Source organism: Pseudomonas sp. PSB18 (assembly GCF_014596565.1).
Taxonomy (GTDB): Bacteria; Pseudomonadota; Gammaproteobacteria; order Pseudomonadales; family Pseudomonadaceae; genus Aquipseudomonas.
On sequence record NZ_NOIN01000012.1, the window covers coordinates 78,834 to 99,992 of the forward strand.

The window sequence follows — 21,159 nt, forward strand, 5'->3', positions numbered from 1 at the left end:
GCTCAGCGGGGATGAATCCCCTCGCCACAAAAGCTTACATGTCGCAACAAGGCTTCCATGCCTCAACAAGCGCTTGCCGCATAAGGGACAGACGCTACGGCCGAATCTCGATCATCGTGCCATCCGGCACCAGGTTCCAGACTTCGCGCATGTCGACGTTGCGCATGGCAATGCAGCCATCGGTCCAGTCCAGGGTGTGGAACAGCTGTTCAGGGGTTTCTTCGGAATCAGGCGTGCCGTGGATCATGATCATGCTCCCAGGTTCTACACCTTCGCGTCGGGCGCGGGCGGCGTCGCTGATGTTGGGGTAGGAGATGTGCATCGACAGGTAGAAACGGTCGCTGACCTTGCGCCAGTCGATCCAATAGAAACCTTCAGGGGTGCGCTTGTCGCCCTGGATCAGTTTGGGGCCTTTCTTGGCGCCCTTGCCGAGGGAAATACGGTAGGTCTTGAGTGGTTTGCCGTCGTTGATCAATTGCAATTGATGGGCGGACTTGAGCACCAGCACTTTTTCGATGACCTTGCCGTCATAGGTTCCCACCGCAGAAGCCTGGGACACAGCAGCGAACGACAAGCAGAACAGCACAAGCAACCAGCGCATTGAAACGGTATCCCTAAAGGTCGTGACGATATGGTTTTTCAGGTCTTGGCAGGCTGAGCCAGTGGCGGGATCGATTCGGATCGCACCGGGTAATGCTCGGTTCGTCGATCAGCATAGAAGTATTCCAGGGTCCGGCCCACTGTGCGAAAAGCCAGTTCGTCCCAGGGAATGTCCGCTTCTTCGAACAGTTTCACTTCCAGGCTCTCGGGGCCGGCGGCGAAGTTCTCATCCACCAGCTCGGCACGGAAGAATACATGCACCTGGCTGATGTGCGGTACGTCGATCAACGTATAGATGCTTAAATTCCGTACCCGGGCGCAGGCTTCCTCGGCGGTTTCGCGTTCGGCGGCCTGTTCGACGGTTTCACCGTTTTCCATGAAGCCCGCCGGCAGCGTCCAGTAGCCGCGTCGCGGCTCGATGGCGCGTCGACACAGCAGCACTTTGCTGCCCCAGGTCGGTACGCAACCGGCCACGATGTTGGGGTTCTGGTAGTGGATGGTGTGGCAGGTGTCGCAGACAAAGCGCAGGCGCGAGTCGCCTTCGGGTATGCGCTGGATCACCGGGTTACCGCACTGGCTGCAGAATTTCATGCTTGGGTTCCTGAATGCTGCGCCTATCTTGGCGTGCGGGACGGGTGTCGGCAAGTTGTCGTTTCGCGACACGACGTGGTCCGGGGGTTGGGCGGCTTGAACGATTGGTGCATGATGCAAGGCAGCGAATGAATCGAGAAGTCTCATGCTGGACGAGCTACTGCATCGAGTAAGCAACCATACCCCGCGTGATCTGCAGGCCGACCGACGTTTCCCTGAAGCCGCGGTGCTGGTGCCGATCACCCGCAGTGACGAGCCGGAACTGGTACTGACCTTGCGCGCCAGCGGGCTCTCGACCCATGGCGGCGAAGTGGCCTTTCCCGGCGGGCGACGTGACCCGGAGGACCCGGACCTGGTGTTCACCGCCCTGCGCGAGGCCGAAGAAGAAATCGGCCTGCCCCCCGGCCTGGTGGAAGTGATCGGCCCCCTCAGCCCGTTGATTTCGTTGCATGGCATCAAGGTCACGCCCTATGTCGGGGTGATTCCGGATTTCGTCGAGTATCAGGCCAACGATGCCGAGATCGCCGCGGTCTTCAATGTACCGCTGGACTTTTTCCGCAAGGATCCCCGCGAACACACCCATCGCATCGATTACCAGGGCTGCAGCTGGTACGTGCCCAGCTACCGTTTTGGCGAGTACAAGATCTGGGGCCTGACGGCGATCATGATCGTCGAGCTGGTGAACCTGCTGTTCGACGCCGGCATTGACCTGCACAAACCACCCAGAAGCTTCATCAATACCTGAGCCCGAGGATCCTCATGAAATACCGCCTGGGCGATGCCCGTGTCGAAACCCACCCACAGAGCTGGGTCGCCCCCAACGCCACGCTGGTGGGCAAGGTCCGCCTCGAAGAAGGCGCCAGTGTCTGGTTCAACGCCGTGCTGCGCGGCGATAACGAGTTGATCCTGATCGGCAAGGACAGCAACGTGCAGGACGGCACGGTGATGCACACCGACATGGGTTTTCCACTGACCATCGGCACCGGTGTGACCATTGGCCATAACGCCATGCTCCACGGTTGCACGGTGGGGGATTACAGCCTCATCGGCATCAATGCGGTGATTCTCAACGGCGCGAAGATCGGCAAGAACTGCATCATCGGCGCCAATGCGTTGATCGGCGAAAACAAGGAAATCCCCGACGGTTCGCTGGTGATGGGCTCACCTGGCAAGGTCGTCCGGGAGTTGACCGAGGCCCAGAAGAAGATGCTCGAGGCCAGTGCGGCGCATTACGTCCACAACGCGCAGCGCTATGCCCGCGACCTGGCCGAGCAGACATCATGAACGCCCCCGAACGCCCGGTGCCTTCGCCCTGCGTGAGCATCTGCTCGCTGGACGATGACGACGTCTGCACCGGCTGCCAGCGCACCGTGTCCGAGATCACCCGTTGGCGCAGCATGGACAACGATGAGCGGCGTAGCGTATTGGCGTTGTGTCATGAGCGGGCGAAGGCCAGTGGGTTGGTGTGGATGTTGCCGGGGAGGTCTTGAGTACAAGTCCTCTGTGGCAGTCTTCTAATACCGCTGCCCCATCCACCGATCCAATCCCACCACTCCCAGCGCAATTCCGACAAACCCCAGCAATATCCCTCCGGCATTGATGAACACCTGTGGATAACCCAGGCTAGCGACGTCGATGAAAGGGTAGGGGTACGCCCCCAGGAAACTCCCCCGCAACAGGACATGGGCGAAGTACACCACGGGGTAAATCACCCAAAGGCCGATATGCCACAGGCGCAGGGTGCCTTTGGGCACGCACCGCCACCAATAGGCGATGAACAGCAGTGGCATCACGTCGTGCAACAATTCGTCGGCGACGAATTGCCAGCCTTCGGGTTGCCAAAGATGGCGCAGCAACAGGTTATAGGCCAGGCCGACCAGGGCGATGCTCACGGCGATACCGCTGCTGACGGCGGGCCGCAGGAACCAGCGCCGGGCGGCCGATTCGCGGCGGGTCACTTCGCACGTCAGCACCACGGCCACCCATGTATTGGTCAACACCGTGAAGAAGCTGAAGGCATTCACCAGGCCGCCCAGCAGGCTCGCGCCCAGTTCCCACCGCCCCAGCAGAATCAGATACAGCTGGATGCTCAATCCCGCCCAGCCCAGCAGCGCCGCCACGGATACGAAGCGCTGTCGAATGTTCATGGTTCAGACCGGCCGCTTGGTACGCATCAGCTTGATATACAACCGCTCGACTTTCTCCCGCGCCCACGGTGTCTTGCGCAGGAAGGTCAGGCTCGACTTGATGCTCGGGTCGCTCTTGAAGCACCGGATATCGATGCGTTCGGCCAGCCCCGACCACTCGTAGTGCTGCACCAGAGCGTTAAGGATCTGCTCCAGCGTCACGCCGTGCAGGGGGTTGTTGTGCTGTTCGGTCATGGAGGTATTTGCGTGAAGAGGAATAAGCCGCGCACCTTATCCGAGGCGCCCATGTGTTGGAAGTCTAGTGGCAACACTGTTACCGGATTCGAAAAGATTCATGTCGGTAAAAGCGCTTTCTCTATCGGAGGCGGGACCTTATTCTTGCGCCCTCTGCTGAAACGGTTTTTCTGGCGTATCAGGATTTTAAAAGATAGCGCTGTCTTGCCTTGTAACCTCATGTGAGAGCGAGCCTGCTCGCGATTGCGGCGTCACTTTCAACATGCCTGTTGGCAGACCCACCGCTATCGCGAGCAGGCTCGCTCCCACAACGGGCTGCCAATAACGGGTCAGCTTTTTACTGAACCATGCCTTCGCAGGATCGTCATCTACAGTGATTACTTGCGCGGGACTCCTTAAATATCACGGAGAATCACACTATGAGCACTGAAGGTGCTTTGAATCGAAGCCGTCTGCTACCGAGTCTGCTCGGCATTCTGCTTCTATTGATGGGCCTGGCCCTGTTGGCCGGCGGGGTCAAGCTGAGCACGCTTGGCGGTTCGTGGTATTACCTGCTGGCCGGTATCGGTCTGGCATTGACCGGCGTGCTGCTGATCATGGCCCGTCACGCGGCCCTGGGGCTGTACGCGCTGGTGCTGTTCGCCAGTACGGTATGGGCCCTGTGGGAAGTGGGCCTGGACTGGTGGCAACTGGTGCCGCGCCTGGCGCTGCTGTTCGCCTTGGGCATTGTCCTGTTGTTGCCATGGTTCCGCCGTCCGCTGCTGACGGCCGATGCGTCCCCCATGGGTACTCGTGCTCTGGGCGCCGCGGTGGTCATCGCCGGTGTCGCGGCACTGGCCAGCCAGTTCACCAACCCGGGTGAAATCAAGGGGCAACTGGACCGTGACAACGTAGCTGGCATGGCCAACACCGCACCGGCAATGCCGGACGGCGACTGGAACTCCTATGGCCGCAGTGCCCATGGCGACCGTTATTCGCCGCTGGCGCAGATCACGCCGCAGAACGTCAGCAAGCTGGTACCGGCCTGGACCTATCGCACCGGCGACCTGCCGGGACCGAACGACCCGGGCGAGACCACCGCTGAAAACACCCCGTTGAAAGTCAACGGCATGCTCTACGTGTGCACCCCTCACAGCCAGGTGATTGCCCTGGAGCCTGAGACCGGCAAGGAAATCTGGCGTTTCGATCCGAAGCTTTCCACGCAGAAGGCGGAAAACTTCAAGGGTTGGGCCCATATGACCTGCCGTGGCGTGAGCTATCACGATGACGCCGCGTACACCTCTGCCGAGCAGAGCCCCACCGGTACTGCCAGCACCACGCCGGCCAGCACCGTGTGCCCGCGCCGGATCTTCCTGCCGACCGCCGACACCCGCCTGATCGCCCTCAATGCCGACACCGGCAAGATGTGCGAAGACTTCGGTGACAAAGGCCAGGTCGACCTGAGCGCCAACATCGGTGGCTTCACCGCGGGTGGTTACTACTCCACCTCGCCTCCGGCCGTCACCCAGAACCTGGTGGTGATCGGCGGTCACGTCACCGACAACGTTTCCACCGACGAGCCCAGCGGTGTTATCCGCGCCTACGACGTGCACACCGGCAAGCTGGTGTGGAACTGGGACAGCGGCAAGCCGGACGACACTACGCCGATTGCCGAGGGCCAGACCTACACCCGCAACTCGCCGAACATGTGGTCCATGTTCAGCGTCGATGAAAAACTCGGCATGCTCTACTTGCCGATGGGCAACCAGACCCCCGACCAGTTCGGTGGCCTGCGTACCCCGGAATCGGAAAAATACTCCGCCGGCCTGACCGCGCTGGACATTGCCACCGGCAAGGTGCGCTGGTACTTCCAGTTTACCCACCACGACTTGTGGGACATGGACGTCGGCGGTCAACCGACCCTGATGGACATGAAAACCGCCGACGGCGTGAAGCCGGCGGTACTGGCTTCGACCAAGCAGGGCAGCATCTACGTGCTGGACCGCAGCAACGGCCAGCCGATCATCCCGATCAAGGAGATCCCGGTGCCGCAAGGCGCGGTGGAAGGTGACCACACCTCGCCGACCCAGCCGATGTCCGACCTGAACTTCGTGCCGCCGGTCCTCAAGGAACGCGACATGTGGGGCGTGACCCCGTTCGACCAGATGCTCTGCCGGATCGACTTCAAGTCGCTGCGCTATGACGGCATGTACACGCCACCGTCGCTGCAGGGTTCCATCGTTTACCCGGGCAACTTCGGGGTGTTCGACTGGGGCGGCATCTCGGTTGACCCGGTGCGCCAGATCGCTTTCGTCAACCCGAGCTACATGGCGTTCAAGTCGAAGCTGGTACCGGCGGCCGACGTGGCCGGTGGTCCGGGTCGCAAGAGCGAAACCGAAGGTGTACAGCCGAACAAGGGCGCGCCCTATGGCGTGATCCTCGAAGCGCTGCTCTCGCCCATGGGACTGCCCTGCCAGGCGCCGGCCTGGGGCTATGTGGCCGCAGTCGACCTGACCAACAACAAAACCCTGTGGAAACACAAGAACGGTACCGTGCGTGACAGCTCGCCGGTGCCGATCCCGCTGAGCATGGGCGTACCGAGCCTGGGCGGCACGTTCACCACCGCCGGGGGCGTGGCGTTCCTGAGCGGTACCCTCGACCAGTACCTGCGTGCCTATGACGTGAAGAACGGCAAGCAACTGTGGGAAGGCCGCCTGCCCGCCGGCGCCCAGACCACGCCGATGACCTACACCGGCAAGGACGGCAAGCAATACGTGCTGGTCGTTGCTGGCGGTCATGGTTCCCTGGGCACCAAGCAGGGTGACTATGTGATCGCGTACAAACTGCCGGATTAAGCCAGACCGGCGTTCATGAAAAAGGCGACACCCTTGCAGGTGTCGCCTTTTTTATTTGATCGTTCCCACGCTCTGCGTGGGAATGCAGCCCGGGACGCTCCGCGTCCCAAAGAGCCGAACGCGGAGCGTCCGCAGAGGCGTTCCCACACGGAGTGTGGGAACGATCAATGCAGCAGGGTAGTCGCCAAGCTTACAGCTCGATCTTCACCGCCTGGGAAGCCCGGGTCGCCTTGGCGCGGGCGGCTTCGATGGACTCGTCGCGGGCCAGGGCCACGCCCAGGCGGCGTTGGCCGTTGACTTCCGGTTTGCCAAACAGACGCAGCGCGGTATCCGGCTCACTCAGGGCGACGCCCAGGTTGGCGAAAGCGGTCTGGGTCGACTGACCTTCCACCAGGATCACCGCCGATGCCGACGGGCCGAACTGACGGATCAGCGGGATCGGCAGGCCGAGAATGGCGCGAGCGTGCAGGGCGAACTGCGACAGGTCTTGGGAAATCAGCGTCACCAGCCCGGTGTCGTGTGGGCGCGGAGAAACTTCGCTGAACCACACCTGATCGCCCTTGATGAACAGCTCGACGCCGAACATCCCACGCCCTCCCAGGGCCTCGGTCACCGCCTTGGCGACGCGCTCGGATTCGGCCAGTGCCGCCGGGCTCATGGCCTGGGGCTGCCAGGATTCCTGGTAATCGCCTTTTTCCTGGCGGTGACCGACCGGCGCGCAGAAGGTGGTGCCGCCGACATGACGCACGGTCAGCAAGGTGATTTCGTAATCGAAATCGATAAAGCCTTCAATGATCACCCGGCCTTTGCCGGCGCGGCCGCCTTCCTGGGCGTAGTCCCAGGCTTTCTGCACGTCGTCGCTGCCGCGCAGCAGACTCTGGCCCTTGCCCGACGAGCTCATCACTGGCTTGACCACGCACGGGAAACCCAGGGTTTCAACGGCCTTGCGGTAGTCTTCCACGGTGTCGGCGAAGAAGTACGGCGAGGTCGGCAGGCCCAGCTCTTCGGCGGCCAGGCGACGGATGCCTTCGCGGTTCATGGTCAGCTGCGCGGCGCGGGCGGTGGGGATCACGGTGAAGCCTTCGGCTTCCAGTTCCACCAGGGTAGCGGTGGCGATGGCTTCGATTTCCGGCACGATGAAGTGCGGCTTCTCGGCCTCGATCACGGCACGCAGGGCGGCGCCGTCGAGCATGTTGATCACATGGCTGCGATGGGCCACTTGCATGGCGGGTGCATTGGCGTAGCGATCCACGGCGATCACTTCCACGCCCAGGCGCTGCAATTCGATTACCACTTCCTTGCCCAGTTCACCGCTGCCACACAACAAAACGCGGGTCGCGGTGGGCGACAAGGGAGTTCCGATACGGGTCATCTGAAGGTCCTCAAACAGGAGCGGATCATCGAGGGTTGCACGCCGGGCGAGCTTCCCATAGGGAGAAAGCGCGGCATTTTACATGAACCACGGGGTTTGGCTTCAGCCGGCGACGGCCTGCTTGCGCAAACGCCAGGCCATGATCAGCCAGACCGCGGTGACCCCGGCGAATTTCGAGGCCAGGGCGGTGATCACCACCGGTGGGGTCAGCGCGTCGATCAGGCCGAAGAAGATGAACGTATCCAGGGGAATGCTCAGCGCCGAGCTGATCCACAACCGATCATGCAACGGACGCTTGGTGATCGTGAACACCAGCCAGTCGATGCACTCGGACACCGCGAACGCCGTGGCGCTGGCCAGGGCGATGGTCGGGTCCGAAGTGACATAGGACAACACCAGTGCTGCCAGCATCGCCGCGATGGCGCCATGGCCGAACCGGGTCTGCACCATGTCCCGCAGGACAAACACCAGGCCACCCCAGGCCGACCAGATGATGTCCAGGTGCGGTGCGGCGGAAAAAGCGTAATTGATCAGCACGACGCTGGCGATGTAGGCGATCAGGAAAAGCATAAATAGGAAATACCTGATGAATTTCGGGCAACGATACACCTGTGGCGAGGGGATAAATCCCCTCGCCACAGATAAATCTGCCTTGCCCTGGCAGGCTGGGTTTGTCAGGGGATTAGTCCTCCTCGCTACCATCCGCCTTCCAATAACCCACTGCCTTTACGAAGTCCTGATCCAACCCTTTCTCCTCCAGCAACACCTTGCGAATCTGCCGCGACACCTTGCTTTCGGTGGCGACCCAGGCGTACAGCTTGCCGCCAGGCACTTCCAGTTGGCGGACGGTGGTCAGCAGGCTGTCCTGGCGACCTTCGCGCAGCACCCAGATCACGTGGACCTGGGCCGGACTTTGCAAAACCTGCTGCTCGGCACCGTTCTCCACTTCCACGACCACCAGCGCTCGCCGGTTGGGCGCCAGGCCTTCGAGGCGGCGGGCGATGGCGGGGAGTGCGGTTTCGTCGCCGATCAGCAGGTAGCTGTCGAAGATGTCCGGCACGATCATCGATCCCCGTGGCCCACCGATGTAGAGGGCCTGCCCAGGCTTGGCCTGGGCAGCCCAGGTCGAGGCAGGGCCGTCTCCATGGAGCACGAAATCGAGGTCCAGCTCCAGGGTTTCCAGGTCGTAGCGGCGCGGGGTGTAGTCGCGCATTTCCGGCAGCGAGCCCTGGGCCTTGCCGGCGCTGGGGTCGAAGGTGTCCAGGGCGGCCCGTTCCTCGGCGTTCTGTGGGAAAAACAGTTTTACATGATCATCCGTGCCCAGGCTGACGAACCCGGCCAGTTCCGGCCCACCGACGGTGATGCGGCGCATGCGCGGGGTCAGGTCCACCACCCGCAGGACTTGCAGGCGACGGCGTTTGATCTCGTGGCTGACACGGTGAATGGTGTTTGGATCGATTTCAGTCATCGCTTGACTCCGAAACAGGTGGACGGGCCGGGCCGTCGATGATGGCTTTGGCGGTGTCGTTGAGTAGATCGCGTATCCGCTGGATTTCTTCCGGGTTCCAGCGGTCCTGGTGTCTTTGCAGGGCGCGACGCAGGTTGCCCACCGCTTCGTGGATTTCAGCCGGTCGATCCTGCTCGCGCAGGATGCGCTTGCTGGCTTCTATGCGTATCCGCACGCCCTCCAGCGCCTCGGCCTGGTCCTGGAGGAATAGACGTCCGACCTCGGTCGCGCTGTAGCATTTTTTCCCGCCCTCGGCGTCTCCGCTGACCATCTTACTCATTTCCAGGTGAGTCAGGGTGGGGTAGATCACGCCGGGGCTGGGGGTATAGGCACCGTCGAACATGGCCTCGATCTGGCGAATCAGCTCATAACCGTGACAGGGTTTTTCGGCGATCAGTGCCAACAACAGCAACTTCAGGTCGCCGGCAGCGAACACCCGTGGACCGCGCCCACCGCGCTCACGACCGGGCAGGCGCCGTTCGAAACCATCGCGATGGTCTTGTTCGCGAGCGGGGGGGTAATAAGGAACTGTCATCTATCTACTCTCTGTTCTGCATAAATAGAACCGAGATATATCTTTGACTTCAGATATATCTTCGACTATAGATATATCTTTGTTAAAAGATATATCTCGGTTGCGTCATACTTGAAGTGAAACAAGACCTTACCTGAATCCCTTATGGGTGCGGGACGAAACCGGATGGGCGTCTGGGTGTTTTAACCGCAACTAGTGAGAATGTCGGAAGTCTCTTACATTCAAAGTTACGATTTATCGAAAATTGCGTATTTTTCGTTGTTTTGCATGCGCGCTTTACTACATGAGTCTACGAACTTTCCTGCTTATTTTTAATTAAAGAGCGACGATCATGCACCGGCGTTGAAGGGGCACGCCAAGCTGTATTGGTGTGCAACTTCGGCCCTTCTCTCTTTATTGCTATGAACAGGTGTTAACAATGCTCATGAAAATCGTAACTGCCGCTTCCCTGACCGCCGCGGCCCTGAGTTCTTCGCTGGCCTTCGCTCTCGATGACGCACGTTCGTCCATCCACATCACCGCGAACATCCCGACCCAGCAGTTCCATGTGCAGCCACGCGACGGGGACTGGGGTAAGGATGAGACCATGTCCTACAACACGGTCAGCGGCACTCTGACGTCGCTGCGTCAGACCTACGACGTGAAGAACACCGACGGTTCGGTCAATGCCTACATCGAAGGTGGCCCGGCTTCGCTGTACAACGGCAGCGATGCCATCGCCCTGACCACGACCTTCAATGGCGTCACCCTGACCGCCATGTCCCAGGAAGTGGTCGACGACGCAACTTCCACCCCGGGCACCCAGGCCGAGATGACCATCGTTCCGGCCAAGCCGCTCGCGACCCAGAACGGCCTGTACACCGCCGACATGACCGTCATCTTCGACGCCGTGCCGCGTCCGTAAGGCTGTTCGTTACCCGGTGAGCCTCACCTCGCCAGCACCAGGCCGACCGGCTCTCCCCAGCCGGTCGGCCTGAACCTGAAACACCCCGAAAGCTCGCTGATTATGAGAGTCCGTTGATGTTACCGATGACACCCATCGCGGGTGCGCTCGCGCTGTTATTGTGCGCGAGCGCATTGGCCGCGCCGACTGCCCCCGGTACCACGCCGAGTAGCCTGCTGTCCCAGGCCAAGGGCCTGCCGGCGGAGTTTGAAGCGCACTTTTTCGATGTGCCACTGGCCGTTCGTATTGAGCTCAATCAACAGTACCTCGGTGAAGCCATGGTGGTCTTGACGCGGGATGATCGCATTACGCTGCTCGAGTTCACCGACACCCACGACAGCACGATCAAGGCCGCCGAGCGGGACCAATGGGAACAGACACTCAAACAGGGACAACTGTTAGGTGCCTGTGAAAAGAACTGCACCGCCGGGCTGCTTGCAGTGCACTACAGTCTTGAAAACTCACTGGTGTCGATCCTCACTCGGGATGTCGAGCGCGGTACCGAAACCCAGCGTTATCACGACCAGCCTCAGGGCGGCAGCCTCGGCCTGATCTTCAACAACCAACTCAACCTCAACGGTGGCCAGGAACAGGACACCGGTGGCCGCTATGGCCTCAACGCCAGTTCCAGCGTGGGCAACTGGAGCCAGTCCATGGATCTCCAGCTCTCGCGCCTGGGTGGGCCGGACGACAAGCTCTACCACGCCGTTTATGAGCTGTTCACCCAACGTGAACTGGAAGGGCATTTTTTCCGCCTGGGGTATTTCACCCCCAGCTCCGATGGCTTGAACCGCCAGATCCGTTCGTTCGGCGCCAATCCGGACACTGCCTTGGGCGTGATGTACGGCAGCTCGGACAGCCTGGTCATCGAAAACCCCAAGCCCAGCGTCTACCCCATTTACGTCACCGCCAGCCGTCAGGCTTCGGTAGAGATTTATCGCAGCGGCCTGCTGATCAATACCCAGGCCGTCAGCGCAGGCCTGCAGAGCCTGGACACCCGCCCGTTGCCCGGCGGCATCTATGAAGTGGAAGTGCGGCTGATCGAGGACGGACAGACCACTGCCACCAGTCAGGAACTGGTCTACAAACCGAACAATTGGAGCAGCACCGAGGAGCGCTGGCGCTACAACCTGTTCGCCGGTCGCGAAACCCGGCTCTGGAGCAATTGGGAAGACCAGCCCTCGGGATTCACGACGGCGGGGTTTGGCGTCAACTACCTGCTGCACCCCAGGGTCATCGTCGGCGGTTCCACGCGCCAGGTGCAGGACAGACTGCAACTCGGCACGTCGGTGGACTGGACGCTGGCTTCCCACACCAGTCTGTATGCCAACGTCTATCACACCGAGCAGTATGGCAACGGCATGGACGTGCAAGCCCTGTACAGCTACGGCCAGGGCAGCCTCGTCGCCAGCCACAACCGCAGCTGGCTGGACACCCGCAATACCTACGAGATCCTGCCGGATGGCACCCGCATCCGGCAACGCAACGTGTTCGTCGGCCAGACCAGCAACTCATCGCTGTCGGTCAATCATCGCTTGAACAACAAGTCCTCCATCAACGGACGGCTGGCCTATAGCGAAGGCAATGTCCAGGGCGCGGGCCTGGACCTGGGGTGGACCCAGCGCGGCAAGTTGCGTGGCAGCGATGCCAACTGGCGGCTGTCGGTGTTCGATCGTCCCGGCACCTCGAGTACCAGCGACCGGCGCAATCGTGGCGTGGACCTGAGCTTCAGCGTGGCCTTGGGCGGACCGGGCGAATACTGGTCGGGCAGCATCGGCACGCGCACTTCTCGCGAAGGTGACCGGGACAACAATGCGTCGCTGACCTATCGCCGCGACCTCCAGGATCACGTGCTGCAAAGCGTCTCCGGCACGGCGCTGGCCGATACCTATGGCGTGGGCATGTCCGGCATTGCCAGCTTCAGCACTGAGTCGGTCTATGGCGACGGCTTCCTCCAGCGCTCGTCCTATAACGACAACCTCACCGGCGGCCTGAACCTCAGCAGCACCGTGGCCGTTGGCGGCCAGAAAGCCGTCTTCACCGGCGTGCCCCAGGGCCGTGGCGCAGGGATGATCGTCGATGTGGAAACCGACCTGGACGACATCGTCCTGCGCGCCGACGACCTGACCGGCGGCAGTACCACTTTGCATCCGGGCCGTAACTTCGTGCCGATCACCGCCTACCGCAACAGCATGGTCACCTTCGACTTCGAGGGCGTGCATCCACCGGCGGCGAGCATCGAGCCGGCACGCACCCGTTATCACCTGAACAAAGGCGGCGTGGACTACCGCAAGGTCAGCGTGATGAAAACCGTGACCGTGCTCGGGCGCCTGCTGGACGAACAGGGGCAACCGCTCAAGGGCCACCACGTGATCAACCACGCCAGCCGCGGCGTCAGCGAGGCGGACGGATTCTTCTCCATGGAGATGAATGCCGCGTCCCCGACCCTGGAGGTGCGCTACGGCAACGAGTTGTTCTGCCGCTTCCGCCTCGACCCGGAAACCGCCAGCGACGAAGGCGATGTGTTGATGATCGGCGATTTGCATTGCACGCCGGACAGCCTGGCCGATAGCTCGCTGGCCGCGGCCGACCCGGTCAAGCAGCGTTCATGAGTTGTGGGAGCAAGGCTTGCCCGCGATGAACGATAACGCCGTTCGCGTGAAGACCGAGGCGCCTGCATCGCGGGCAAGCCTTGCTCCCACTGTGAAATTTTCTCCCAAAAACTTGCAGGGATTTGCTTTGACGTATGAGGTTGTATAAATGAAATTCTTATCGGTAGCCGTGAGCAGCGTGGTCTCGATGCTGTTGCTTGCCTGCGTGCCTGCTGCCAATGCCGTGAACCAGAATATCAGCGCGATATTCAGGCCCGATGCTTCGAAGCCAAACCTGAATCAATTTACCAATACCACCCCGGTCAGTGGCTATTGCACCTTCTATCCGGCGGATTGCGCGGCCACCAAGATATTCAGTATTCAGTTGCCTGTCCGCTTCAGTTCGGTCGCCCCTATTCAGGCGAATCACACTGACTACCGGCAAGGAGCGACGTTCAAGGTACCCGCCAACTGGCGTACCGCCCAGGTGACTCATGTCGGTACCGGTGAAACTGAAACCGTTGAAGTACGCTTTTCGGGAATCGGCTCGAGATACCGTCTTCCAATGAACGTGCTCGACCTGATAGGTAATCCAAACATAGACCTTACGTTGGCACACAACCGGTTATGGGGCGGTTATGGGCACAGTTGGGTGAACCCCCCTTCACCTTGCGGATATACCGGTCACGGAGGTTTGAACGCAACGACTTACCGGTTTTTCTGGAAGACCCGGGTCGAAGCGGCTTGCTCCAAAAAGAGTAGTTTTCTGATCCCCAGCCTGGTCTACGACTATCTGGACTTCGCCTACGAATTGCGCACCCCGAACCCGCTGAAAATGTCGAGTGGTTTGTACACGGGTTCTTTGACCTACAACATTGGGCCGGGCCAGGATCTGGACATGGGCGACATCATGATCCCCTCCGATCCGATACTCACGTTCGATTTCAAGCTGACTGTCGAGCACACCCTCAAGGTCGAAGTCCCCCCCGGCGGCAATCGTGTGGAGCTGGTGCCCCAGGAAGGCTGGCAATCCTGGCTCAACAGCGGACGCAAGCCCACACGGCTGTTCCGTGACCAGCGCTTTCATATTTCCGCCTCATCCCGTTTCAAGATGGCGCTCGAATGCCAGTACATCAGTGGCAACACCTGCGCGATCGCCGAAACCGACACCGGGCATACCGTGCCGGTGGATGTCGCCGTGACCCTTCCCGATGGCTTGACGGACGGCGCCGGGCAACCGGTCAACCGCCGGCGACTGCTGCGTGATGGCAGTGGCACCGAATTGTTCCAGCCCGGCTTATACGTCGACCGCCGACTCGGGATGCTGCATTTCGAAGTAGGCCGCAGCAGCGTCGAAGCGATGCTTGACACGGGCGCCACGCGTTACGCCGGCGATGTCACGGTGATCTGGGATTCGGAAGTTTAAAGGGCATGGATTGGCCAGCCTGAGGCGAAAGGAAGGTGAGGGATTGATGAAAGGTCTACCAGTAGCAGTGCGTAGTGTGGTTTCGGTGATGTTATTGGCCGGCGCATCGACGGCCCATGCCGTGAGCAAGGAGATCACCGCAGTCTTCAGGCCCGACCCTTCGAAGCCCAACGAGAATACCTTTCGCAATACCACGCCGGTCTCGGGTTATTGCGCCTTTTACCCAGCCGACTGTGAAAGGGAGAACATGTCCAGCCTTCAGTGGAACATCAACTCGTATTCCAACGCGCCCATCCAGGCCAATCATGCGGATCTGCGGCAAGGGGCGATATTCCATGTGCCTGCCAATTGGCGTCTGGCGCAGGTCACCCATACCGGCACGGGCGAGACTGAAATCGTCCAGGTGCGCATCGCCGGCATCGGCTCCATGTACGACCTTGGGGTCAGCGCTATTGACTTGGTCGGAGGTGGCGTGGACATGGGGACCGCCCATGCGATGTTGTGGGGATCTACCTGGAAGTACGCCCCCGCACCTTGTCGATCCAGCAGTCAATCGAGTCTGAGCGACCGTACCTACATCTTCTTCTGGAAAACCCCGGTCGAAGGAAGCTGTGCCAAAAGGGCCCGGTACCTGATCCCGGGCATGGAGTACACCTCCATGAACTTCGCCTACGAACTGCGCACTCCCAACCCGTTGAAGATGTCGTCCGGCCAGTACACCGGCTCCCTGGTCTATGGTCTCGGCCCGAGGCAGGACTTCGACTTCGGTGATGTGATGATCCCCAATGAATCGGTGATCACCCTCAATTTCAAACTGGACGTCGAACACAATCTCAAGGTGGAGGTGCCTCCCGGCGGCAACCGGGTGGAACTGGTGCCGCAGGAAGGTTGGCAAGCCTGGCTGAACAGCGGACGCAAACCGACGCGGCTGTTTCGTGACCAGCGCTTCCATATCTCGACTTCTTCGCGTTTCAAGATGGGGCTCGAATGCCAATACATCAGTGGCAATACCTGCGCGATCACTGAAACCGGCACCGGCCATGCCGTGCCGGTGGGCATCAAGGTGACGCTGCCCGAAGGCCTGACCGACGCCGCCGGGCAACCGGTCAGTCAGCGTCCGTTGCGGCTTGACGGCAGCGGAACCGAGCTGTTCCAGCCGGGATTCTATGTCGACCGCAGGTTGGGAATGCTGCACTTCGAAGTGGCCCAGGGCAGCGTCGAGCAGATGCTGGACACCGGCGCCAAGGCTTACTCCGGCAGCGTCACGGTGATCTGGGATTCGGAAGTCTAGTGGCCTGCCGGCCAAATTTCTAATGAGTTGCGTTTAATGCATGAGGTTAAGCAAGTGATGAAACAGCTATGGGCATGGGTTGGTTTTTCCCTGTTTTGCGGCGTGGCCCACGCCGGTCCGCAGATTGGTGTCGGGGTGGTTTACGACTACCTGGACGGCAACAAGACCACGTACATGAAACGGGTGTTCAACGGCGGCACGTCGACGGCTTTCGTCAAGGTGAACATCCTGGAAATCATCTACAACGAAGACGGCACCTACAGCGAGGTGCCCCTGCAGAACCAGGCCAGTGCCCAAGCCAAGGATGGCCTGATGGCCAGCCCGGCGCGCCTGATCGTGCCGGCCAACGGTGTGCAAGGCACGCGGTTGCTGTTCATGGGCAACCGCGACAAGGAGCGTTACTTCCGTGTGCGTTTCGTGCCGGTGGTGCCGGAAGCGGAGGACGAATTCGCCGTCAGCGCGGAGGAGCGCGAAGCGTATAAAAAAGAGCGCGTGGCGGCCGGGGTCAAGGTCCTGGCGGGGTACGGCACGGTGTTCTTCGTGCGGCCCAAGGACACCCGCTTCGACACCGTGATCGATAACAACGCCAATCGCTACGTGCTGCGCAACAACGGCAACAGCGTGGTGGTGGTCGATGAGTTCAAGGACTGCGAAGCGAAGAAAGAGAACGAGTGCCGGCCGACCACCAAGCACCACGTCATGACCGGCCGCACGTTCTCGTTCGACAAGGAGGCGGGGCGTGAATATCGCTTCACCCTGATCGAAGGCGGCAAGACCCAGAACGTCGAGATCAAGGGCTGACGGTGACCGTCGTCGAACCGTCGTTGACGCAAGAGGTAAATCAAACATGATCAAGACACGGCTACGTCCCCTCGCATTGACGGCCCTGCTGATGCCCTGGACCTCGGTCTGGGGGGCGGTCGAGCGGGAAACCTTCGAACTCTACGTGACCATCCCGACGGCCGACTTTTATGTGTTGCCCCTCGACCCGCAGTTGGTCCAGCGGGAACAGCGGCTGCCGTTCAGCACCATCACCTCGGACTTGAGCCCGTTGCGGGCCACTTACGAGGTGAAGAACAGCAACGGCTCCATTGGTGCCCGCCTCGGGGAGGAGGCGTACTTGTCCAATGGCCGTGATCGCATCGACCTGCGCGTGCGCTTCAACGGCGTGGTACTGACCCTGGATTCCGCCCAGGTGGTCACGGCCGCCGAGGCGCGGCCGGGCCGACAGGTGCCGCTGGAAATCGCCGCCATCAAGCCCGATGACGACTATAAGCCCGGCGACTACTACGGCACGGTGCACATGGTGTTCGACGCCACGGCGCCGTAGGGCACTCGGCCCCTGTGCCCGGCGCCACAGGTTCTGTGTCTGGACAGTGATTGCGGAGCACTGGCGTTACTTCTCCGCTTTTCAAATACAAAATAAAAGGATGTTAAGCATGTTCAAGCAATTCGTATCCGTTACTGCTCTGGTCACTGCGGCCTTGAGTCCTTCGCTGGCATGGGGGGCTGATGATGCACGTTCAGCCATCCATATCAGCGCGAACATTCCGACCCAGCAGTTTCATGTGCAGCCACGGGATCCGGAATTCGGTAAGGACGAATACATGTATTACGATCCGATCAAGAATACTCTGAGCACCCTGCGCCAGACCTACGACGTGAAAAATACCGACGGGTCGATCCATGCGTACCTGCCCGAGGATCAGCCTGACTTGAGCAACGGTGCCCAAGCTATTCCCCTGCGCGTCCTGTTCAATAATGTGCGCCTGAGCGCCGTGCCGGTTGAAGTGGTGGACGATGCTTCGTCAACGCCAGGTACGCAGGCCGAGATGGTCATCAGACCTGATGCCATGCCTACAAACCTTCAGGGAGGCTTATACACAGTAGGCTTTACCGTGATCTTCGACGCGGTGCCTCGGGTGACGCCGTAATCCGCACGTTCCTTACTGGCGCGCCACCAACGGCGTGCACTGGGTGTGACTGCCCGGCTGCAAGTACGGCATGAGAAATGGCGCCATCCCTTTGAGCACCTGCACCGGCAAGGCCGAGGTGAACTTGAAGTTCTGCGCCGAGGCCCCCGGTACATAGGCGGTGAGGGTGCCGAAATGGCTGTCGCCGATGTAGAACACGAAGGTGGCCGTGCGGTTGATCGACTTGGAGCTGAGGATGCGCCCACCGGCGCCGATGGCTTCGATACGGTTGTCGCCAGTGCCGGTCTTGCCGCCCATGGCCAACGGCGTACCGTCGGCCAGTTTGAAACTGCCGGCCACCCGTTTCGCGGTGCCGGCATCCACCACCTGGGACAACGCACCGCGCAGGGCCTGGGCCACTTCCGCCGGCATCACGCGTTTGCCTTTATCCGGGTCGTTGATCAGTTGCGTTTCGTAGGGGGTGTCGACGGCAAAGTGCAGGCTGTCGACCCGCAGTGCCGGTTGACGGATACCGTCGTTGAGAATGGTGCCCACCAGCTCCGCCAGTGCGGCGGGGCGGTCACCGGAGCTGCCGATGGCCGTGGCCAGCGAAGGCACGAGATGGTCGAACGGGTAGCCGACTTTTTGCCAACGCTGGTGGATATCCAGGAACGCTTCGATCTCGAGCATGGTGCGGATACGACTATCACGGGCGCTCTTGTGCCGGCTCTTGAACAGCCAGCTGTAGACTTCCTGGCGTTCGAACTCACTGGCCTTGACGATCTGGCTGAACTTGGCGTCCGGGTTGTTCAGCAGGTAACCCATCAACCATAGATCGAGCGGGTGGACCTTGGCGATAAAGCCCTGGTCCGGCAGGTCATAGGCGCCGGGACCGTAGCTCTGGTAGAGCCGCTCCAGGCGTTCGTCGGTGAGTTTCTCGGCGTTCTTGGCTGATTGCAGATGCGAACGCACGAAGCGGTTGAAGCTGTCCTGGCTGTCGTTGGGAAAGAAATAGCGGTGCACGGCGGCCAGGCGGATCGCCGTGGGGTGCATGCTGTCGAGAAAGGTTTCGAGGCGCTGGCTGGTGTCCTTCTTCTGATACTTCTTCCAGAACCTGAGCAGAAACGAGGTGCCTTCGCGGTCAGCGAATTGGGCCAGGTATTCCTGGCGCCGTGGGTCACTGTCGTCCTTGAGCAATTCGGCGCTGCTGTTGGGCCCGGCATAAGTGGCGTAGCGCACCAGGTCGCGCATCAGGCGGATGAACGGCAGGTTGATCGACTCGCGCAGGGCATCGCGCAAGGTGGGGTTGCGGCCGTTGTCCTCGCTGCGGAAGTTGTGGAAGGTGTGCAGCCCGCCGCCGGTAAAGAACGCCTCGCCAGGGCTGGCGGAATAGGTCCGATCCAACGCCGCCTCGAGCATCTTCGGCAGGCTGCGGTCGCTGTTCTGGATCAGGTAGTCGACAGCCCAGCGGGACAGGCGATCCTGTTCGGCGACCTCGACTTTTTTCAGCGCCGCCGGGGTTTCAGCACCATAGCGGTCGTGCAGCTCGGCGATGATCTGCAAATAGGTGGTGAGTACCCGCAACTTGGCGGTGGAACCGAGTTCGAGTTTGCTGCCTTCGTTGATGTCGAAAGGCTGGTCGGTGCTATCGGTCTGCACCCGCACGCGCGAACCGTCCGGCGTCAGTTCCAGCAGGGTAAAGCTGTAGCGCACCTGGGTGGTGCTGGTGGGGGTGAGCAGGCGTTCTCCCATCAGGCCGATCTCGGTCGCGAAGGCCGGGTCGGCCAGGCGCTTGAGGTACTCGGTGGCCTGGGTCTGCAGATCGTTCTGCAAGGTGCTGGTGGCGGACAGGTCCAGGCGATCGAGGTCATACAACGGCCGGTCGAGCAGCGTGGCGAGTCGACTGCGGGCGGCGCTGATGCCTTTGTTGGTTTCGTTGGGCTGGATCGTCGGTTGCTGCACCCAATCGCGATAACTGACCTGGCTCGCCAGGGCGGCATCGGCCAGGGCGCCGTCGATCACACCGTTCTGGGCCAGCAGCCGGATGTGGCTGTCCGTCAGGCTCGCCAGTTCGTCGTGCCCCTTGGACAGGTAATGGGAAGGGCGGCGCTGGGCGATCATCAACGACAGCATCTGCCGCAAGGCCAGGCCCTTTTCCGCCAGGCTCCGCGGATCGGTGGCGGTGCTGAACAACTGCTCATTGGCCCGGTTGAAGTCGGCGCCGTACCAGACCCGCAAACCTTCGGCCATGCCATGGACCTCTCCATGCCCCGGCACGGCGGACAGCGGCACGCTGTTGAGGTAATCGCGCACAATCCGCTGCCGCGCCTCGAGGGTCTGCGGACCGGTCCGATAAGCGCGCACGCTGGCGGAAATCATCTGGCGGATTTTCTCACCCCCCGAGACCGTCAGGCCATCGGGGGAGTGGCGGTACTTTTCCAATTGCGTCGCCAGGGTGCTGCCCCCGGCGGACTGTCCCGGCAAGCTCAACAGCTTGGCCACCTGCGACCACGCCGCCATGCCGAAGCGCGGCCAATCCACCGCCGGGTTGGCCTGGGGCTGGCGGGGATCGAGCAGGAAGCGGTTTTCGATGAACAGCAGGCTTTGCACCACCACGGGGGGGATGGCGTCGAAACTCGCATACAGCTGTTGTGGGTACTTGAACTGATACAGCGGCGCGGCACGGCAATCGGTGATGGTCAGGCCGGCCTGGATCTTTTCCGTATAGGGCACGAACAGGCCTTTTCCGATGTAGTCCATCAAGGCCGGCGAAAACCGCGTCTGGGTCTGGATCACGTAGTTGCGCTTGAGCAGTCGCGGCAGGAACTCCCCCAGCGAGCTGTAGCCCAGCCGCCGATCGAATGGGCCAGCACCGGGATAGACAATGGCATCGCTGGGCCCCGGTTGCAGCGAGTAGCTCAGGGAGGCCGCGTACTTGCTGATCTCCCTGGCCTGAAACCTGGAGGTACGCATTTCCTTGGCCACCGCGAACCCGACCACCACGACGATAATCAGCAGCAACAACCAGAACGCCCGCCAGCCATGCCGCGCGCGGCGTTTTTTTGGGGTGATAGGCGCTTCTTCCATACGTTCAGTCGGGACCATAGGTTTGTTCGAATCGGTTTGCCATAGAGCGCCCATAGTCGACTGATCCATTCACGCAGATTGATCGGAC

General features: G+C 61.0%; 20 protein-coding genes. 11 read left to right on the forward strand and 9 right to left on the reverse strand.

The genetic code is table 11. From position 1 onward, the window contains the following. Positions 1–94: 94 nt before the first annotated feature. Complete coding sequence (locus CGA22_RS23295; protein ID WP_041023013.1) at positions 95–601, reverse strand: murein L,D-transpeptidase family protein; 507 nt, start codon at positions 599–601, stop codon at positions 95–97. A 38-nt stretch (positions 602–639) separates the two neighbouring features. Further along, on the reverse strand, positions 640–1,191 hold the full coding sequence (locus CGA22_RS23300) for an NUDIX hydrolase (protein ID WP_041023012.1): 552 nt from the start codon (positions 1,189–1,191) through the stop codon (positions 640–642). 145 nt (positions 1,192–1,336) lie between these two features. Here CGA22_RS23300 and CGA22_RS23305 point away from each other — a divergent pair, with 145 nt between their 5' ends. Genes CGA22_RS23305 through CGA22_RS23315 form a run of 3 tightly spaced genes read left to right on the forward strand, consistent with a single transcriptional unit; the run spans position 1,337 to position 2,681 of the window. Next, positions 1,337–1,936, forward strand: a complete 600-nt coding sequence (locus tag CGA22_RS23305) for a CoA pyrophosphatase (RefSeq protein WP_041023011.1) — start codon at positions 1,337–1,339, stop codon at positions 1,934–1,936. Between the two features lie 14 nt (positions 1,937–1,950). Continuing rightward, on the forward strand, positions 1,951–2,475 hold the full coding sequence (locus tag CGA22_RS23310) for a gamma carbonic anhydrase family protein (protein ID WP_041023010.1): 525 nt from the start codon (positions 1,951–1,953) through the stop codon (positions 2,473–2,475). Continuing rightward, positions 2,472–2,681: a DUF1289 domain-containing protein gene (locus CGA22_RS23315; RefSeq protein WP_041023009.1), complete on the forward strand. Its 210-nt coding sequence runs from the start codon at positions 2,472–2,474 to the stop codon at positions 2,679–2,681. Before CGA22_RS23310 ends, CGA22_RS23315 begins: the two co-directional genes overlap by 4 nt. A gap of 24 nt (positions 2,682–2,705) precedes the next feature. Here CGA22_RS23315 and CGA22_RS23320 read toward each other — a convergent pair whose 3' ends face one another. Further along, complete coding sequence (locus CGA22_RS23320; RefSeq protein ID WP_041023008.1) at positions 2,706–3,338, reverse strand: Pr6Pr family membrane protein; 633 nt, start codon at positions 3,336–3,338, stop codon at positions 2,706–2,708. A gap of 3 nt (positions 3,339–3,341) precedes the next feature. Then, positions 3,342–3,572, reverse strand: a complete 231-nt coding sequence (locus tag CGA22_RS23325) for a VF530 family DNA-binding protein (RefSeq protein ID WP_024780901.1) — start codon at positions 3,570–3,572, stop codon at positions 3,342–3,344. Positions 3,573–3,991: 419 nt separating this feature from the next. On the opposite strand from CGA22_RS23325, the gene CGA22_RS23330 reads away from it, so the two are divergent. Continuing rightward, on the forward strand, positions 3,992–6,406 hold the full coding sequence (locus CGA22_RS23330; RefSeq protein WP_041023007.1) for a glucose/quinate/shikimate family membrane-bound PQQ-dependent dehydrogenase: 2,415 nt from the start codon (positions 3,992–3,994) through the stop codon (positions 6,404–6,406). 190 nt (positions 6,407–6,596) lie between these two features. Here the strand turns inward: CGA22_RS23330 and purT are convergent, their stop codons facing one another. The 4 genes from purT to CGA22_RS23350 form a co-directional block, all read right to left on the reverse strand. Beyond that, complete coding sequence (purT, locus tag CGA22_RS23335) at positions 6,597–7,778, reverse strand: formate-dependent phosphoribosylglycinamide formyltransferase (protein WP_041023006.1); 1,182 nt, start codon at positions 7,776–7,778, stop codon at positions 6,597–6,599. A 102-nt stretch (positions 7,779–7,880) separates the two neighbouring features. Beyond that, a complete protein-coding gene (locus CGA22_RS23340; RefSeq protein WP_041023005.1) occupies positions 7,881–8,348 on the reverse strand; it encodes a preQ0 transporter in 468 nt (155 codons plus the stop codon). 112 nt (positions 8,349–8,460) lie between these two features. After that, positions 8,461–9,246 carry a siderophore-interacting protein gene (locus CGA22_RS23345; protein WP_041023004.1) on the reverse strand — a complete coding sequence of 262 codons (786 nt, stop codon included), beginning with the start codon at positions 9,244–9,246 and terminating at the stop codon, positions 8,461–8,463. Beyond that, positions 9,239–9,820, reverse strand: a complete 582-nt coding sequence (locus tag CGA22_RS23350) for a PadR family transcriptional regulator (RefSeq protein ID WP_041023003.1) — start codon at positions 9,818–9,820, stop codon at positions 9,239–9,241. The genes CGA22_RS23345 and CGA22_RS23350 overlap by 8 nt, the downstream gene beginning before the upstream one ends. Positions 9,821–10,238: 418 nt before the next feature. On the opposite strand from CGA22_RS23350, the gene CGA22_RS23355 reads away from it, so the two are divergent. The 7 genes from CGA22_RS23355 to CGA22_RS23385 all read left to right on the forward strand — a co-directional run bounded on the left by CGA22_RS23355 (position 10,239) and on the right by CGA22_RS23385 (position 18,005). Further along, positions 10,239–10,724, forward strand: a complete 486-nt coding sequence (locus tag CGA22_RS23355) for a CS1 type fimbrial major subunit (RefSeq protein ID WP_041023002.1) — start codon at positions 10,239–10,241, stop codon at positions 10,722–10,724. 116 nt (positions 10,725–10,840) lie between these two features. Beyond that, entirely contained in the window at positions 10,841–13,375 is a 2,535-nt protein-coding gene (locus tag CGA22_RS23360; protein ID WP_041023001.1) for a CS1-pili formation C-terminal domain-containing protein, read from the forward strand. Positions 13,376–13,523: 148 nt separating this feature from the next. After that, on the forward strand, positions 13,524–14,780 hold the full coding sequence (locus CGA22_RS23365) for a hypothetical protein (protein WP_041023000.1): 1,257 nt from the start codon (positions 13,524–13,526) through the stop codon (positions 14,778–14,780). 46 nt (positions 14,781–14,826) lie between these two features. After that, positions 14,827–16,071, forward strand: a complete 1,245-nt coding sequence (locus tag CGA22_RS23370) for a hypothetical protein (protein ID WP_041022999.1) — start codon at positions 14,827–14,829, stop codon at positions 16,069–16,071. 57 nt (positions 16,072–16,128) lie between these two features. Then, the gene (locus CGA22_RS23375) at positions 16,129–16,872 is read left to right on the forward strand and encodes a pilus assembly protein (protein WP_041023015.1); all 744 of its coding nucleotides are present in this window, start codon (positions 16,129–16,131) and stop codon (positions 16,870–16,872) included. Positions 16,873–16,918: 46 nt separating this feature from the next. Further along, positions 16,919–17,401, forward strand: coding sequence for a CS1 type fimbrial major subunit (locus tag CGA22_RS23380; RefSeq protein ID WP_041022998.1), 483 nt, complete (start codon positions 16,919–16,921; stop codon positions 17,399–17,401). A gap of 109 nt (positions 17,402–17,510) precedes the next feature. Next, positions 17,511–18,005 (forward strand): CS1 type fimbrial major subunit, encoded by a 495-nt coding sequence (locus tag CGA22_RS23385; RefSeq protein ID WP_041022997.1) that lies wholly within the window; start codon positions 17,511–17,513, stop codon positions 18,003–18,005. A 12-nt stretch (positions 18,006–18,017) separates the two neighbouring features. Here the strand turns inward: CGA22_RS23385 and CGA22_RS23390 are convergent, their stop codons facing one another. Continuing rightward, positions 18,018–21,125, reverse strand: coding sequence for a transglycosylase domain-containing protein (locus CGA22_RS23390; RefSeq protein ID WP_188258718.1), 3,108 nt, complete (start codon positions 21,123–21,125; stop codon positions 18,018–18,020). Between the last annotated feature and the right edge of the window lie 34 nt (positions 21,126–21,159).

Excerpts from the sequence above, each read along its gene's own strand:
- CGA22_RS23295 (WP_041023013.1), bottom strand. The coding sequence starts at position 601 with ATGCGCTGGTTGCTTGTGCTGTTCTGCTTGTCGTTCGCTGCTGTGTCC.
- CGA22_RS23300 (WP_041023012.1), bottom strand. The coding sequence starts at position 1,191 with ATGAAATTCTGCAGCCAGTGCGGTAACCCGGTGATCCAGCGCATACCC.
- CGA22_RS23305 (WP_041023011.1), top strand. The coding sequence starts at position 1,337 with ATGCTGGACGAGCTACTGCATCGAGTAAGCAACCATACCCCGCGTGAT.
- CGA22_RS23310 (WP_041023010.1), top strand. The coding sequence starts at position 1,951 with ATGAAATACCGCCTGGGCGATGCCCGTGTCGAAACCCACCCACAGAGC.
- CGA22_RS23315 (WP_041023009.1), top strand. The coding sequence starts at position 2,472 with ATGAACGCCCCCGAACGCCCGGTGCCTTCGCCCTGCGTGAGCATCTGC.
- CGA22_RS23320 (WP_041023008.1), bottom strand. The coding sequence starts at position 3,338 with ATGAACATTCGACAGCGCTTCGTATCCGTGGCGGCGCTGCTGGGCTGG.
- CGA22_RS23325 (WP_024780901.1), bottom strand. The coding sequence starts at position 3,572 with ATGACCGAACAGCACAACAACCCCCTGCACGGCGTGACGCTGGAGCAG.
- CGA22_RS23330 (WP_041023007.1), top strand. The coding sequence starts at position 3,992 with ATGAGCACTGAAGGTGCTTTGAATCGAAGCCGTCTGCTACCGAGTCTG.
- purT (WP_041023006.1), bottom strand. The coding sequence starts at position 7,778 with ATGACCCGTATCGGAACTCCCTTGTCGCCCACCGCGACCCGCGTTTTG.
- CGA22_RS23340 (WP_041023005.1), bottom strand. The coding sequence starts at position 8,348 with ATGCTTTTCCTGATCGCCTACATCGCCAGCGTCGTGCTGATCAATTAC.
- CGA22_RS23345 (WP_041023004.1), bottom strand. The coding sequence starts at position 9,246 with ATGACTGAAATCGATCCAAACACCATTCACCGTGTCAGCCACGAGATC.
- CGA22_RS23350 (WP_041023003.1), bottom strand. The coding sequence starts at position 9,820 with ATGACAGTTCCTTATTACCCCCCCGCTCGCGAACAAGACCATCGCGAT.
- CGA22_RS23355 (WP_041023002.1), top strand. The coding sequence starts at position 10,239 with ATGCTCATGAAAATCGTAACTGCCGCTTCCCTGACCGCCGCGGCCCTG.
- CGA22_RS23360 (WP_041023001.1), top strand. The coding sequence starts at position 10,841 with ATGTTACCGATGACACCCATCGCGGGTGCGCTCGCGCTGTTATTGTGC.
- CGA22_RS23365 (WP_041023000.1), top strand. The coding sequence starts at position 13,524 with ATGAAATTCTTATCGGTAGCCGTGAGCAGCGTGGTCTCGATGCTGTTG.
- CGA22_RS23370 (WP_041022999.1), top strand. The coding sequence starts at position 14,827 with ATGAAAGGTCTACCAGTAGCAGTGCGTAGTGTGGTTTCGGTGATGTTA.
- CGA22_RS23375 (WP_041023015.1), top strand. The coding sequence starts at position 16,129 with ATGAAACAGCTATGGGCATGGGTTGGTTTTTCCCTGTTTTGCGGCGTG.
- CGA22_RS23380 (WP_041022998.1), top strand. The coding sequence starts at position 16,919 with ATGATCAAGACACGGCTACGTCCCCTCGCATTGACGGCCCTGCTGATG.
- CGA22_RS23385 (WP_041022997.1), top strand. The coding sequence starts at position 17,511 with ATGTTCAAGCAATTCGTATCCGTTACTGCTCTGGTCACTGCGGCCTTG.
- CGA22_RS23390 (WP_188258718.1), bottom strand. The coding sequence starts at position 21,125 with ATGGGCGCTCTATGGCAAACCGATTCGAACAAACCTATGGTCCCGACT.